Below are 16780 nucleotides of genomic sequence, written 5' to 3'. Positions count from 1 at the left end.
CAGCACCTGCTCCTTCCTGGAGAGTCAAGACAGAAGCGTCCGTCAGCTATCGCCTATTTCGAATTGAATGGGGGCAACTACGAGTCAGCCAAGCACCCGTAGCATCTTTTCACCGGCCCCAGTACTCACATGCTACAGCGGGTACTGCAAGCCAATAATGCCCCCTACTCACAAGGCCCCGCCTAGGGGCCTCTACTTCTTCCATTTGATCACTTTCCAGCGCGTCTTCTCAGGCCCTGGCCAGCAGTGCTCCAATCATTGACGCACCAAGCGAACATCAGTCTTCCATAGCCTGCAGAGCTTGTTGCAGTCTCGGGCCTATGCAACTCAGGGCCTGTGGGCCCAACATGTTTTCATGACTGCAGTTGATCTCATGGACAGTAATCCCACCAGTAATATGGGCCTGCCATCCATACGGATCGTGTGAGACGCCCCCTTCATCCAGGCTTAGTGCCTTGAAAAACAGCAGGTCCCGATCAAAGACATCCGGAGAAAAGCTGCGCAATAGACGTGGCGCATCACGAAACTCGGCCAGGATCTGCTCGAACAACGACGCCTCATAGCTGGCCAGAGGGTGCTCGGTGCATGTCAACCTGAGTTTCAGGCTGGCAATGGTCAGTGCCTCGCCCGGCTCCGGCGGCCCGCCCCCCAACGACTCGAACAACGCCCTGAGGCTCTCCTCATCGCTGCGTTCCATCTGCCGATACAAATTCCATATCGGATAGCCATCGAGAAATGCCAGGAAGGATACGCGTTCGTCCTGCTGCTGCAGCAAGGTCGCGATCTTGTGCGCCAGATGGCAGCCGAACGACCATCCGAGCAAGGCATAGGGCCCATTGGGCTGAACGCGGCGAATGTGCTCCAGATAATCCTGGGCCATTGCCTCGAGAGAGTGCGGAGCCTCGCCGGTACTCAGTCGACGTGCCTGGATAGCATACAGGGGACGGTCGCCTAGATAAGGGATCAGCCCCGCATACGACCAACCCAGGCCGCCGCCTGGATGCAGGCAGAACAAGGGTTGGTGCTGACCGTCGAGCTTCAGCGGCAACACTACATCCAGCGAACTGTCGTGCACCTCGTCTTCCAGGCGCAGGGCAAGCAAGGCAACCGTAGGGGCTTCGAACAAGGCGCGGATACCGAGCCGGACATTCAGTCGGGTAGCGACTCGATTCATCAGCCGGGCAGCCAGCAGCGAATGCCCACCGATCTCGAAGAAGTTATCGTCGATGCCCACACTGTCCAGTTGCAGAATCGAAGCGAACAGTTCGCATAACAACTCTTCTCTGGGAGTACGGGGCAATTGCGCCTGTCGCTGGACAAACTGGGGCGCCGGTAGAGCGCGGACATCGATCTTTCCGTTTACCGTCAGGGGGAAGCTCGTCAGCGTCATCATCGCCGCCGGCACCATGAAGTCCGGCAGTTGTTGTTTCAGGTAGGCAATAAGCACTGACGCCTCGCAGACCTGCCCCGGTTCCGGGATCACGTAAGCCACCAGTTGCTTGCCACCCTGGGCACTATCCCCGGCGACTACCAATGCCTGGGAGATCAGTGGATGGCTGCAAATGATGCTTTCCACTTCGCCAGGCTCGATACGGAAGCCGCGGATTTTCACCTGCTGGTCAACACGACCGACAAAGAGCAACTCACCATCATGTCGCCAGCGAACGATGTCCCCGGTGCGATACATACGACTGCCCGGAGGGCCAAACGGGTCCGCCACAAAATGATCCGACGTCTGCCCGGGACGTTTTAGATAGCCACGGGCCAAGCCGCTGCCGGCGATGTACAACTCACCTGGCGCACCAATGGCCGCTGCTTGCAATTGCTCGTCCAACACATACAGTCGATCGTTATCCAACGGCAGACCGATGGGAATGCAAGTGTATGGAGCATCGATGTCGGTAATCCGATGGCTGGTGACAAAAGTGGTGGTCTCCGTCGGCCCATACACATTAGAGATCTCGATCGATGGCCAGCGCTCACGAACCGTCCGGACCGCATCCCCCGAGATGGCTTCGCCGCCGGTAAATACCTCCTGAAGACCCTGCAGCGAAGCCACTTGCTCCTCAGCCAACAGGCGGAAAAGCCCCGAGGTTAGAAAGGCGCTTGTCACCTCATGCTCGACGATGGCACGGGTCAGGCTCGGTACGTCCAGCTCATCGCCCGGCACAATGATTGCCTGATGTCCATTGAGCAAGGTGGTCCACAGCTCGTAGGTCGACGCATCAAAAGCATGGGCCGAGTGCAGCAATACCCGGCGCGGCTCTACGGCACACCAGCGCTGGTCGCAGGCCAAGGCAATGATATTACCGTGGCTAATCGCAATCCCCTTGGGTTCGCCGGTGGAACCTGAGGTGTACATGAGGTAGGCCAGGCTTTGCGTATTCTGGTGCGGGCGATCGATGGCCTCCGTGCTCCCCTTCAACACGCTGCCAGCCATCACCGTCTCTATCAGTTCAACCTCAGGCAACGCTATGGCCGCGTGCGCCTCATCGACCAGCAGGATGCGCAACTGCGCCTCGTCAACGATGTGTTGCCAGCGCTCCTGTGGATCACTGCTGCGCAGCGGCACATAAAAGCCGCCAGCCTTGATCACTGCCAATGTGGCAATGACCCATTCAACGGAACGCTGCATCAACAACCCAACCCCGGACTCGAGTTGTACGCCACGGGCCAGCAGGTGCTGTGCCAATTGGTTGGCCCTGGCATCGAGCTCTCCGTAGCTCAGCCTTCGCTGCTCGCAGACCAGTGCTATTGCGTGCGGCGCACGCGCGACCTGCCTGGCGAACAGCGCGTCAAGATCCAGGTTGGGCAAGCGCAATGCCGTGCGCCGATGGCTGCCGAGCAAGTGTTGCTTTTGAGCCTCGCTCAGCAGTTCGATCTGACTCAAGTGCTGCCCGGGCTGTTCGGCGACTTGGGCCAGCAACCGCAGGAAGTAGGTGGTGAAGGCCACTATGCTCGCGTGATCGAACAGGTCACTGGAGTAATCGACCTGTGCCTCCAGCGCGATGACCTGGCCTTGCGCATCCATGCACTCGTCGAAATTGCAGGTCAGGTCGAATTTGGCCGGGGTAAAGCCTATCGGCTCGGCAGTGACCTGCAGCTCTGGGAAATCAGCGCTGCCATGGCTGTTGTTCTGTAGCACCAGCATGACCTGGAACAGCGGGTGCCGCGACTGACTGCGCTGCGGATTCAAAGCTTCAACCACGCGGTCGAAAGGCACGTCCTGATGGGCGTAGGCCCGTAACGAATACTCGCGCAGCTGTGTCAGCAGTGCGTTGAATGCCGGATCTCCCGCCGTACTGACACGTATCGCCAGGGTATTGACGAAAAAGCCCACCAGTTCGGCAAGGGCCTCTTCGGTGCGCCCCGCCACCACCGAGCCGAGGGTGATGTCATTACCGGCGCCGAGTTTGCTCAACAGACTCGCCATAGCGGTTTGCAACAACATGAACAGTGTCACGCCCTCCTCTTGCGCCACGGTTTTCAGGCGTTTGTAGAGTGGCTCGTCAATCCGGTAAGTGACACGCCCGCCCTGATTGCTCAGCACCAATGGCCGACGCCGATCTGTCGGCAGCGTTACTTCCTCGGGCGTACCCGCCAGGGTCTCGACCCAGAAGTCGATTTGCCTGGCCATTTGGCTTTGCCGGTCGCTGCCATCCCCCAGGAGCCTCTGTTGCCACAAGGCATAGTCCGCATACTGCACGGGCAATGGCTGCCACTGCAGCGGTTGCGCGCTGCAGCGTGTCCGATAGGCGTGGGCCAGATCTCGCCAGATCGGCCACAATGAGCCGCCGTCGCACGCGATGTGATGGAACACCAACAGCAGGACGTGTTCCTGTGCTTCGGGCAATGCAAAAAGCCATCCACGAACAGGCAGATCCTTGCTCAGATCAAAATCGCAGGTGGCAGCCGCATCCAGCCGCTGCGCCAGGTCATCAGTGACCAACCTATGACACTCCAGCTCGATAAGGGCCGCATCTGGCGCAAGAATGTGCTGATACGGTTGCTCCTCGTGCAGGCAATAAAGCGTGCGCAGGATCTCATGTCGAGCCAGCAGGTCGTTCAGTGCCCCTTGCAGCGCAAGCGGCTGCAGCGGGCCTCGCAAACGTAACGCCAAAGGCATGTTGTACGTGGCTTGATCATCCAGCTGATCAAGCAACCACATGCGCTGCTGTGCGAACGACAGCGCGGGGAACGCCTCGCGCGGTTGCGCCGTCAATGCTTGTCGTGCCTGCTGGCCATCGCCCAGACGCTTTGCCAGTTGCGCCACTGAAGGCGCTTCGAACACCGCCCGAATCGGCAGGTCGATTGCAAAACGAGTGCGGATCCGACTGATAAGGCGCATGACCAACAATGAATGACCACCCAGGCTAAAGAAGTCATCGTCCATCGCCAGCGCTTCCACCCCCAGAACCTCGGCAAATAGGCTGGCGAGGATTTCCTCCTGCGGGCTGTCTGGCTGACGTCGCCCCCCCTGGCTGTGTAACACCGGTGCGGGCAAGGCGCGGCGGTCCAGCTTGCCATTGAGGGTCAACGGGAAAGCCTGTAACGACACTATTGCCGTTGGCATCATGTAATCAGGCAAGCGACTGACCAGGTACTCACGCAAGACCTGAGTATCGACCCCAGCCTCCTCATGGGCCGTGACATAGGCAACCAACTGTTGTTGGCCTGGACGATCCTCGCGGAGCAAGACCACCGCGTTGGCCACTTGGACATGCTCGGCCAGGACCGACTCGATCTCCCCCAGCTCAATGCGAAAGCCACGAATCTTCACCTGCTGGTCGGCTCGGCCGAGATAGCTGAGACTGTTATTCTCGCGCCAGCAGGCCAGGTCACCGGAGCGGTACATGCGCGTACCCGGTGCACCGTGAGGATCGGCGACAAACCGCGTGGCGCTCAGTTCGACCTGGTTCAAGTAACCCCGGGCAAGTCCGGCTCCGGCGATGTACATCTCGCCCTCGACCCCGACGGGCACCGGACGCAGGGCATCATCCAGGACATAGATCCGTAGATCGGGAATCGCCCCACCGATCAGGCTGTCACGCTGGTTGCGCACCAATTCCTCATGCAATGCCTGGTAGCTGACATGCACGGTGGTTTCCGTAATGCCATACATATTCACCAGCGTCGGCGTATCCGCTGCATGGCGCAGATACCAGCGCTCGACCTGTGCCAGGTCCAGGGCTTCGCCGCCAAAAATCACATAGCGCAGGCTCAGTCGATCACCCTGCTGCGGCGCTTGCTGATCGGCCTCGATCATTTGATAGAACGCCGACGGCGTCTGATTGAGCACCGTCACCTGTTCATCGACTAACAGTTGCAGGAACGCTAAGGGCGAGCGACTGACTTCATAGGGTACTATCAGCAGGCGACCGCCGTGCAACAGCGGGCCCCAGATTTCCCAGACAGAAAAATCGAAAGCGTAAGAGTGAAACAACGTCCAGACATCCAGGCTGTCGAAATGAAACCAGTGTTGGGTCGCTGCGAACAGACGGACTACATTTCGATGGGAGATCAACACACCTTTGGGATTTCCAGTAGAGCCCGAGGTGTAGATGATGTAAGCCAGGTTGTCGGGGCTCATGGGCCGAACCAGCTCCCAGGCCTGCAGATCCTCACCGTCGAAACCGTCGATCAGCGCCCGCCCGCTCTCGTCGTCGAGCACCAGACAGGGCACCCACGAATCTACGCACTGTCCGACGTCGCGCTGAGTCAGCAGCAGCCGTGGTTGCGCATCGGACACAATGAACGCGATCCGCTCCGGGGGACTCTGCGGGTCCAGCGGCAAGTAGGCTGCCCCGCTTTTGAGCACCGCCAACAAGGCCACGATCATCTCTGTCGAGCGTGTCAGGGTCAGCGCCACGACTTCCTCGCACCCCACCTCCTGGCTCACCAAATACCGCGCCAGACGGTTAGCACGGCGATTAAGCTCGGCGTAACTTATCTGGCCACCTTCAGCGCTCAAGGCAATGGCCAGCGGCGTCTGCCTGACCTGCTCCTCAAAGATCCGTGTCAAGCTGGCGCCTATTTGTGGGCTCGACATCTCCGGCCATTGCAGGGCCTGTTGTTCCCGTGGCAACAGCAAAGGCAATAGGCCTATGGGGCGGTCGGGGTATTCGACCATCGCCTGCAGCAGATACTCGAAGCGCTCCGCCAGCCGCGCGACTGACTTGTCATCGAACAACGACGGCAGCCAACTGAAACGCAGCTGCAATTGCTCGCCTGGTACAGCGACCAGGCCCAGCGGGTAATGCGAGGCGTCGCCTCCTGTATGCCCGGCCAAGCATATAGCCAGCGCTGCTTCTGGCGAATCGCTAGTGCCGTCCAGCAACGGATAGTTTTCAAAAACCACCAGGGTGTCAAACAACTTCTCGTGACCGCTGTCGGTCTGAATCGTGGTCAGTTCCAAGTATTGGTGCTCAAGGAGCCTGGCCTGCTCCGCCTGTACCCGTTGCAGCAACGTGGAGAAGGACTCCGCCAGGCTAAAGCGCAAGCGCAACGGCATGGTATTGATCAGCAGACCGACTATCTGCTCGACCCCCTCCAACTCCCCCGGACGCCCGGACACCGTGACTCCGAACGTTACATCCTGAGTGCCGCTCATCTCTCCCAGCAAGACGCCCCAAGCCCCCTGGATCAAGGTGTTGAGGGTGACTCCAAGGCGCTTGGCCAACTGCACCAGTTGCAAGCTACGGTCTTTGCTCAAGTCATGGCACAGGGCCTGCGGGCGCTTGTCCTGACTCACCCGGCCCTTGCCCAGGCAGGTAGGACTGGATAACCCCGCCAATGTGTCCGACCACACCTGTCGCATCTGCTCCTGGTCGCGTTCACTCAGCCACTGCAGGTACTGACGATAGGCCGTCGCAGGAGGTAACCCGCGACTGTCACCGCCAGTGTTATAGAGGCTGAACAACTCCTTGAGCAGCACGGGGATCGACCAGCCATCGAGCAATAGGTGATGATTGGTGAACACCAGTTGGTGAAGCCTGTCGCTGAGCCTGATCAGGGTAAAACGCAGTAATGGCGGGTCCTGAGGGTCGAAGCGCTGCGCATAATCGGCCTGCAGCTCTTTGTCTAGAGCCTGTCTCTGTAGCTGCGGGGACAGTTGGCTGAGGTCGATCTCGCGCCATGGCAGCGGTAACCCGCTTAGGACGATCTGCGCCGGCTCGGCCAACTCTTCATACTCGAAGCCCGCGCACAGATGCCGATGGCGTTGCAGCAGGCATTCCACGGCATGCTTGAGAGTCGCGCTGTCCAGCGTTCCCGCAAGCTCGAAAACTTGCTGGACATGGTAGGCATCGCTACCTTCGCTGTCGTAGAGCAGATGGAACAGCAAGCCTTTCTGCAAAGGAGACAGGGGAAGTATTTCAACCACTTCAATATTCATTTTTTCTTCTTCCACTTGCTTTGCAATTTGTCGAGAGCCAACTGCTCCACGCTAACCATGCCCAGGTCGGAAGGCGTCAGCCCGCCGACTCCAGATGTTTTGCCCAGTTGGGAAAATGCTCGCAACCAGTGGAACCAACGCTCGGCCAGAGCCTGGATATCAGTGGCGCTGAACAGCTGCACGGCCCAGGTCCAATTGGCGACCAGCACCGTCTCTCCCGAGCGCTCCTGGGCTACCGCGTTCAATGAAATTCCATGAGGTAAGGCGAAATCGGCATCGGCCGCCGGATCGAGCAGGACCGAGTCCTTGATCGGCGTCCAGTCGCGCTCGTTGCCGGCCGCCAGGCGGCCCATGTAGTTGAAGCCGATCTGCCTGCTACCCATGGCGGCCAATTGCGGCGCCGTCGTCGGATCGAGATAACGCAGCAGCCCGAAATCCAGACCATTGCCGGGCACCTGACGCAGTTGTTCCTTGATTCGTTTGATCGCCTGCCCCAGGCTGGCCGGATCCTCGATCCGCACCCGCCCCGGATCCAGGCACACCGGGTACAGACTGGTAAACCAACCGACCGTGCGCGACAGCTCGGTGCCGGCCATGGCTTCTCGACCATGGCCCTCGACATCCAGCAGAACCGGCGTGCCCTGCCCGACCGTGAAGCGTCGACGCCAATCGCCGATAGCCAGGGCAAACGCCGCCAGCAGTACATCATTGACCCCACCATGGAAGAGCGCCGGCACACTGCCGAGCAAAGGCTGGGTAAAGCTTCCAGGCAACTCGACCTGCAGGGATGAGCTGTGCTGCGTGGTGTCTTGACCAGGGTCGAGGGCGCGCGCACTCAACAGCGGGTCGGACGAACTCAATACCCCTGTCCAATACGGCAGCTGTTCGGCGCGCCCCGCGGCTTCGGCCGCCAGCCTGTGGGCCCAGGCACGGAATGAGGTCTGTACTGGAGCCAGCACGGGGGTTCTGGCGGCGACCAGCGCCTGCCAGGCCGCTTCCAGATCGGACACCAGGATGCGCCAGGAAACCCCGTCCACCGCCAGGTGATGCAAGGTCCAAAGCAAGCGCCCCGGCTTGTCCGGCCCACGCTCGAACCACACCACCGCCGTCATGCGCCCCTGCTCGGGCGACAGCCGCCGTTTGGCCTGCTCGGCATGGGTCACGATACTCTGGCGCAACTGCTCGTCATCCAGCGCCGCGGCGTTGACCACTTGCAGCGTCAGTGCCGACTCGGCCTGATCGGTGCCTAGGACTTCCAACTGCCAGGGCTGACCTGTGCTACGTGTCGCTCGCAGCCGCAGCACATCGTGATGTCGCACCAGCAATGCCATGAGCTGACGCAACGCCGGTGCGCTCAGTTGACTGGGCACCTGGAGCAATACCGATTGAGCGAAACCCTCGATTGAACCGGGATTGTCCGCCAGCCAGTGGATGATCGGCGTGGCCGGCAAGGTCCCGACAGCGGCGATCTGCTCCTCTCCAGATGCCTCGTCAAGCGGCTCGAGCTGCAGGGCCAGGGCCGCTGGGTGCTTGTGTTCGAATATCTGCCGGGGCAGCAGACGCCAGCCTTTGAGCCGGGCACGTGCCACCAGTTGAATCGCCGTGATGCTGTCGCCACCCAGCTCGAAGAAGCTGTCATCGATCCCGACCTGTGCCAGGCCAAGCACCTCGGCAAACAGCTCACAGAGCGTCTGTTCCTTCTGGTTACGTGCCCTGCGCGCATCGCTCTGAGTCAGCTCGGGCTCGGGAAGCGCACGCCGATCCAGCTTGCCATTCGGTGTCGTCGGAATGCTCTCGAGCTTGATCAGCGCGGCGGGCACCATGTAATCCGGCAACTGCGCGAGCAGATACTGACGCAGGTTCCTCGGATCGAAATCCGCGTCATGGGGAACCACATAGCCCAGCAACTGCTTATTGCCCGAGGCACTTTCGCGCATGATGACCGCGACCTGAGCCACCGCCGCGTGCTGCAGCAATACCGACTCGATCTCCCCCAGTTCGACCCGGAAGCCGCGAATCTTGATCTGCTGGTCCGCCCGCCCGACAAAGATCAACTGGCCATCGGTGCGCCAGCGAGCCACATCGCCACTGCGGTACATCCGGCTTCCCGATGCCCCGTAGGGGTTGGCCACAAAGCGCTCCGCGGTCAGCTGGGGCTGTTTCATGTAACCGCGGGCCAGCCCCTGGCCAGCGATGTACAGATCACCGTCCACCCCCGGTGGCACAGGTTGCAGGTAGCGGTCCAGGACATAGACCTGGCTGTTGATGATTGGTGAGCCGATGGACGGCGGGGTGCGCCCTGCCAAGGGTGGGCTGATGGTCGAGCAGACAGTGGCCTCGCTGGGGCCGTAGGCATTGATCATGCGTCGCCCCCTGGACCAGTACTCGACCAGTTCCGGCTGGCAGGCATCGCCTGCTACCACCAGGGTATTCAGCGTTGGCAGCGTATTCTCGCGGGGCATGACCGCCAGGCCAACGGGCGGCAAGGTGGCGTGGGTCACCCCCTGCTCGTCGATCAGCCGACTCAGGGCCTCGCCCGGCAACAGGCTGTCGGCATCGGCGATGACCAGTCTGGCCCCATTGAGCAGCGCCATGCTGATGTCCCAGAACGCCGCGTCGAAGCTTGGCGATGCAAACTGCAGAACACGACTCTGGGCCGTGACCTTGAATGCCTCTCGCACACTCGTCGCCAGGCTGTTGATGCCTCGATGGGTCACCCACACCGCCTTGGGCCGCCCTGTGGAGCCTGAGGTGTAGATCACATAAGCCGCATTATCGACCTGCAGGCCGCTGGACAGCGAAACGGCCGGGCTGTCGCTCAGGCTGGCCAACAGCGCTTGAGTCTGAGGGTCATCCAGATACACGCACGGGCAGGCGGCGGAAAGTTTGTCCGAGGTCGCTCGGTCGCTGAGCAAGAGCCGGGGCGCGGCGTCTTCCAGCATGTAACGCAAACGCTCCTGCGGATAGTCCGGGTCCAGCGACAGGTAGGTAGCGCCGGCCTTGAGGATCGCCAGCAGACTGACAATCATCTCCACCGAACGTGGCAAGGCGATAGCCACCACGTCCTCGACGCCGATGCCCTGCATCCGTATATGCCGCGCCAGCCGCTCGGCTCGCTGATTCAGCTGGGCATAGGTCAGGCGGATGCCATCGCCGAGCAGCGCCGGCGCATCGGGGCTGTGCCGCACAAAATACTCGAACTGTTCGGGGAAGGTCCTGGCCGGCAGCGTTTCGCGATGGTTGGCGCTCCAGTCGACGAGGATCTGCTGACGCTGCTGTGGAGCCAGGATCGGCAGTTGCGCGATCGGCGTGTGCGGAGCCTGTACGATGGCCGAGATCAGGTTGATGAAGTAACCGGCGATGCAACTGACCGTCTGTGCGTCGAACAGGTCCGTGGCATATTCGATCTCCCCTCTGAGTTCACCGGCCAGGCCATCGTGCAACGGTCCCTCGATGATATTGAAGGTCAAGTCGAATTTGGCCACCGGCAGTTGCGGCACCTCGACCCGCGACTGCAGCCGATCCAGCTCAAGAGCCCCCCTCGCCTGGTTCTGCAGGACCAGCATCACCTGAAACAGTGGATGGCGGGCCAGGGAGCGTTCCGGGTTGAGGGCCTCGACCAGCGTCTCGAACGGTACCTCCTGGTGGGCATACGCCTGCAGCGCCTGCTCACGCACGCGCTTGAGCAAGGTGTTGAAGGACGGATTGCCGGATACATCGGTGCGCAGCACCAGGGTATTGGTGAAGAACCCCACCAAGGGTGCCAACGCGGCATCGGTGCGCCCGGCAATGGCCATGCCCAAGGGAATGTCGGTGCCGCTTCCCAGGCGGTTCAGCAGCACCGACAAGGCTGCTTGCAGGAGCATGTAGAGGCTTGCATTGTGCTGGCGCGCCAGGGTTTGCAAGGCTTGGTGCAGGGCCGGTTCGATCTGGAAGTACAGGTGCTCGCCACGGTAGCTGGCGGCCAACCCGCGTGGCCGGTCAAATGGCAGCGGCAGCTCTTGAGGGAGATCGTCGAGGGCCTGCTTCCAGTAATCGAGCAGCCGGCTCAGTGTGCTTTGCGCGTCGTGTCCATCCCCCAGCAGCTCATGCTGCCAGAGCGTGTAATCAGCATACTGCACGCTCAACGCCCGCCACTGTGGCGCCTGCCCCTGGAGGCGAGCGTTGTAACTTGCCGAGAAGTCCTCCATCAACGGCTCCAGAGAAGCACCATCGCTGGCGATGTGGTGCATCAACAGCAACAACACCGACCGTTGCTGGTCCTGGCGGAACAGCCAGGCGCGGAACGGGTTTTCCCGGGCCAGATCGAAAAGATGCAGGCTGGCCTGCGCCAGCGCGCCGGGCAGCTGTTCGGCGGTCACATCGTGGCAAAGCAGCTCGCAGGCCGAAGCCTCGGCACCGACGATGTACTGATACACCTGGCCATCGGGCTGCTCATGAAATTGCGTGCGCAACGACTCGTGGCGCTGCACCACATCGTTCAAGGCTGCCGCCAGCGCCTGCTCATCCACAGTGCCATCGAGGTGCACTACCAGCGGCATGTTGTAGGTGGCTTTACGACCCTCGATGCGATCGATCAACCACAGCCGTTGCTGCGCGAAGGACAACCGCAGTTGTTCCGGACGCGGCCTGGCCTGCAAGGCCGGACGGGCCGGAGCGCCCTGCGTCAACTGCTCGCCGAGCTGCGCCACACAGGGCGCCTCGAACAGGCTGCGCACACTCAACTCGACATTGAACGCCTTGCGAATACTGTTGATCAGGCGCATGGCCAGCAGCGAGTGCCCGCCCAGCTCGAAGAAATTGTCGTCGATGCCGACCGCGTCAATCCCCAAGGCGTCGGCGAACAGACGGCACAGCAGGTCCTCCTGAGCGTTGCGTGCATGACGCCCCTGCCCCCCGGTGAACTCGGGCGCCGGTAGCGCCCGCTGATCGATCTTGCCATTGGCCGTCAGCGGGAACTGTTCCAGCAGCGTCACCGCCGCCGGCACCATGTAGTCCGGCAAATGCGTCCGGGCATGCACGATCACACTCGCCGGCTCGCAATCCGCCCCCTCTTGCGCAATGACATAAGCCACGAGCTGCTTGCTGCCCGGGCGGCCCTCGAAGTCCTTGACCAGCACCTGGGCGACGCCAAGACACTGCGCCAGAACTGCCTCCACTTCCCCGGTTTCAATACGGAAACCGCGAATTTTCAACTGACTGTCACTGCGCCCGAGATACTCCAGCACCTGATCGGCGTGCCAACGCACCAGATCGCCGGAGCGGTATAGACGCTCGCCCGGGGCACCGAAGGGGTTGGCGACAAAGTGTTTGGCAGTCAACCTCGGGTTATTGACATACCCCCTGGCCAGGCCGGTACCGGCGATATACAACTCGCCCTGGACCCCCACCGGAACCGGCTGCAGATAGTTGTCCAGGACATAGACCCGGGTATTGTCCAGCGGCGAGCCGATGGGCACCGAGGTGGTTTGCGGCGGCTTCGAGCGCATCCTGTGCAGCGTGGTAAAGGTGGTGGCTTCAGTCGGGCCGTAGCCATTGATGATCGTCTGGTGTGGATGACGGGCGAGCAAGGCGGCAACAGCGGCCTTGGGCAGCACATCGCCTCCGGCCAGAATCTGCCGAACCCCGGCCAGGCAATCTGGCTCCTCTTCGGCGATCAGGCGGAACAAGCCTGCGGTCAACCACAGCGCCGAGACGTCCTCACGCACGATGATGTCCGCCAGGCTGGCGACATCCAGTTCGCCCCTGGGGGCGACGATCAGCCGCCCGCCATGCAGCAAGGGAACCCAGAACTCGAAGGTGGAGGCATCGAACGCTATCGGCGAATGCAGCAGCACCCGTTGATAGTCATCCTGGCGCCAAGACTGATCGCAGGCCAGGCTGATGACATTACCCTGGGTAACCGCGATCCCTTTCGGGGTGCCGGTCGAACCCGAGGAATACATGATGTAAGCCAGACTGTCTGGGGCAACTTGACGCTGCGGATCAGCGAAATCCCCGGCAGGCAAGGTAGCGTCTTCATCGACGAACACCACATGTTCCACCTGCAGGGCCGGCATCCCGATGGCCGAGTCGCTCAGCAGAATCCGCACACCCGCGTCATCCAGCATAATTTGCTGGCGCTCGACAGGGTCGCCAGGGCGCAGAGGCACGTAGGCGCCGCCCACCTTGATCGTCGCCAGCATGGCCACCACACATTCGATCGAGCGCTCCAGCAGCAGGCCGATACAGGGCTCGCCACCGTCGGCCAGCGCCAGCAGTCGATGGGCCAACCGGTTGGCCAGGGCATTCAACTGCCCATAACTCAAGCGCTGCTGCCCCGCGCTGACCGCGATCGCCTCAGGTGTACGCCGTACCTGGCGCTCGAACAAGGTCGCCAGAGAGCCTTCAGGCAGCGGGCGACAGGTATCGTTCCATGCCTGCAACACATCTCTGCGCTCTGCTGGCGCCAGCAAGGCAAACTGGCTGATGCGTTGCTGCGGCTGCTCGACAACGGCCGTGAGCAGCCTGGCAAAACGCTCGGCAAAAGCGCTTACGGTGCGCGCCTCGTAGAGGTCCGTGGAGTATTCGATATGACCGCGCAGCAGCCCCGCCGCACGATCCTCATCGAAGACGAATGACAGGTCGAACTTTGCCGTGGTGGCTTCCAGTTCCTGCTGTTCGACTCTCAGCGGGGAAAAGTCCGCCGTGGAGCGCTCGTGGTTCTGCAACACCAGCATGATCTGGAACAACGGATGCCGGGACAGCGAGCGAACGGGATTGAGCTCTTCGACGATCCGCTCGAAGGGCACGTCCTGATGGGCGATCCCTTGCAGGGTGGTCTCCCGCACTCGGGCAATCAGTGTCGGCATATCGGGGTCCCCGGAGAGGTCCGTACGCAGCACCAGGGTATTGACGAAGAAGCCGATCAAATCGGTCAGCGCCTGATCCGTTCGCCCATCGACCGGGGCGCCCAGAAGAATATCGGTGCCCGCTCCCATACGATGGAGAAACAGCGCCAGGCAGGCCTGGAGCACCATGAACAGACTGGCGCCGTTGCTTTGCGCCAGCCCCAGGAGTGCCGGATACAGCGATGCCGGTAACTCCAGCGCGACCTGGGCCCCTTGATGGGTCGGCAACGTTCTACGAGGATGGTCGGTGGCCAGGCTGAGTTCGTCAGGCAGACCGGCGAGTTGCTGTTTCCAATACTGGATCTGTTGTTGGCCGGTAGCGCTCGGAGCCTGCTCATCCCCCAGCAATTGCCGTTGCCAGAGGCAATAATCGGCATATTGCACGGGCAGCGCTTGCCAGTCCGGCGCACCGCCCTGGCTCCAGGCGCGGTACGCCGTGGCCAGATCGTTCATCAGCGGCCGCAGCGAACCACCGTCTCCCGCCGAGTGGTGGACCAGCAACAGCAACACATGGTGTTCGGCATCCAGGGCATAGAGCACACCCTTGACCGGCAACTCCCGAGACAGCTGGAAATGTTGCCGGCTGGCTTGTAGCACGCACTGCTGCACCTGATCGGCCTTGACCTCTTGACGCTCGAGCTGAAACACCAGTCGCGTGGCCTCGACAACCTGCTGGACCGCCACGCCCTCCTGCCGCAACAGCAACGTGCGCAGGCTCTGATGGCGCAACAGCACATCCCGCACGGCGAGACGCAGGCTCATCTCGTCCAGCGCCCCCTCGATCTGTAGGACCAGCGGCATGTTATAGGCGGAGCTGGGAGACATTTCCTCGAGAAACCACAGACGTTGCTGGGCAAAAGACATCGGCAGGAGCGCCGGGCGTGGCCGTTGTTCCAGCGCCGGGCGCAAGGGGGCAAGCCCACTGCGGCCAATCACCTCACACAACTGCCCGACCGTAGGCGCATCGAACACGGCCTTCAACGGCAACTCCACCTGGAATATCGAACGCAGGCGGCTGACCAATTGCATCGCCAGCAGCGAATGGCCACCCAGGTCGAAGAAGCTCTCGTCAACTCCCGGTGGCGCGATTGCCAGCACCTCGGCAAACACACCGCACAACACCTGTTCCTGGGAGGTTATGGCGCCTTGCGCGCTGCGGGCCTCGAACGTCGGCGCAGGCAGCGCCGCGCGATTGATTTTGCCGTTGGGGGTCAAGGGCAGTGCCGGCAATATCATGATCGCCGCAGGCACCATATAGTCCGGCAGCTGCTCGCCGATCGCCTGCCGCAGTTTTCGACTGGATAACGCCTGACCTTCATCGGCCACCACATAACCCACCAACTGTTTTGGCTCGGCCCGGGCCACGACCACCGCACTTTTCACCCCGGGGCAAAGTCCCAGCGCCGCTTCAATCTCCCCCAGTTCAATACGGTAACCGCGAATTTTCACCTGATTGTCAGCACGTCCCAGGAAGTACAGGCACTGGTCCGAGCCGAAATACGCCAGGTCGCCAGTGCGGTACATCCGGCTGCCTTTGCCCCCATAGGGATTAGCGACAAAACGGTCACTGGTAATGTCCGGTCGCGAAAGATAGCCGCGTGCCAGCCCCTGTCCGGCGATATACAGCTCGCCGGCCTGGCCGGAAGGCAGCGGCTGCAGGCCCGAGTCGAGAATGTAAACCTGGGTATTGAGGATCGGGCTGCCGATCGACAAGGCATCGCCGGCGTCACTGTCCAACCTGTGCAAGGTGGACCATATCGTGGTCTCGGTCGGGCCGTACACGTGATAGACCCGGTGCGCCAGGCGACACATGTCTCCGGCCAGGCGATTGGACAGCGAATCACCGCCCACCAGCGCTGTCAGAGACGCCAAGGCTTGTGGCTGGTGCTCCACGAGACCCTGCCAGAGGGCAGGCGTACCTTGCAGGTGGGTGATCCGCTGGTGGCTGATCTGCGCCGCCAGCAAAACCGGGTCGACCGCCACCTCCCGGGAGGCAATGATGACCTGCGCCCCGCTGATCAGCGGCAGGAACAGCTCCAGGCCGGCGATATCGAAACTCAAGGTGGTGGTCGCCAGAAAACGGTCGCCTGGTTGCAGTTGCACCTGCCGCTGCATAGAGAACAGGAAGTTGCTCAGGCAGCCATGGGGAATGACCACGCCCTTGGGCGTCCCGGTAGAACCCGAGGTGAACAGTACGTAGGCCGCATCGAGCGCATGACTAGCCGCCCTCTGGGGGTTTTGCGCAAACTGGCGACTGATCCACGTCCGCACCTGTGCATCGTCCAGTGCGCAGCATCTCACCCCGCGAGCGGGCCAATAGCGCCCCGTGTGCTCGACCAGCAGCAGAACCGGCTTGGCCACTTCAACGATGGTGTTCAGGCGTTCTTGCGGATAATCGGGATCCATCGGGATGTAGGTCGCCCCGAGTTTGGCGATGGCCAGCAAGGCCACCAGCATCTGCGTCGAACGCGGCAGCGATACCCCAACCCCGTCCCCC

Annotated in this window: 2 protein-coding genes; both read right to left on the bottom strand. The window is 61.6% G+C overall.

The genetic code is table 11. The annotated features are described in order from the left end of the window. Nucleotides 1-277 precede the first annotated feature (277 nt). Nucleotides 278-7393, bottom strand: coding sequence for an amino acid adenylation domain-containing protein (locus GV819_RS06430; RefSeq protein WP_161754649.1), 7116 nt, complete (start codon nucleotides 7391-7393; stop codon nucleotides 278-280). Beyond that, a partial coding sequence (locus tag GV819_RS06425; RefSeq protein WP_161754647.1) for a non-ribosomal peptide synthetase occupies nucleotides 7390-16780 on the bottom strand: 9391 nt, incomplete at its 5' end. The genes GV819_RS06430 and GV819_RS06425, both read right to left, overlap by 4 nt.

The sequence above is a fragment of the Pseudomonas sp. Fl5BN2 genome, assembly GCF_009908205.1.
Classification (GTDB): Bacteria; Pseudomonadota; Gammaproteobacteria; order Pseudomonadales; family Pseudomonadaceae; genus Aquipseudomonas.
The sequence above is the reverse complement of the archived record's forward strand: the minus strand, read 5'-3'. Positions and strand labels throughout refer to the sequence as shown.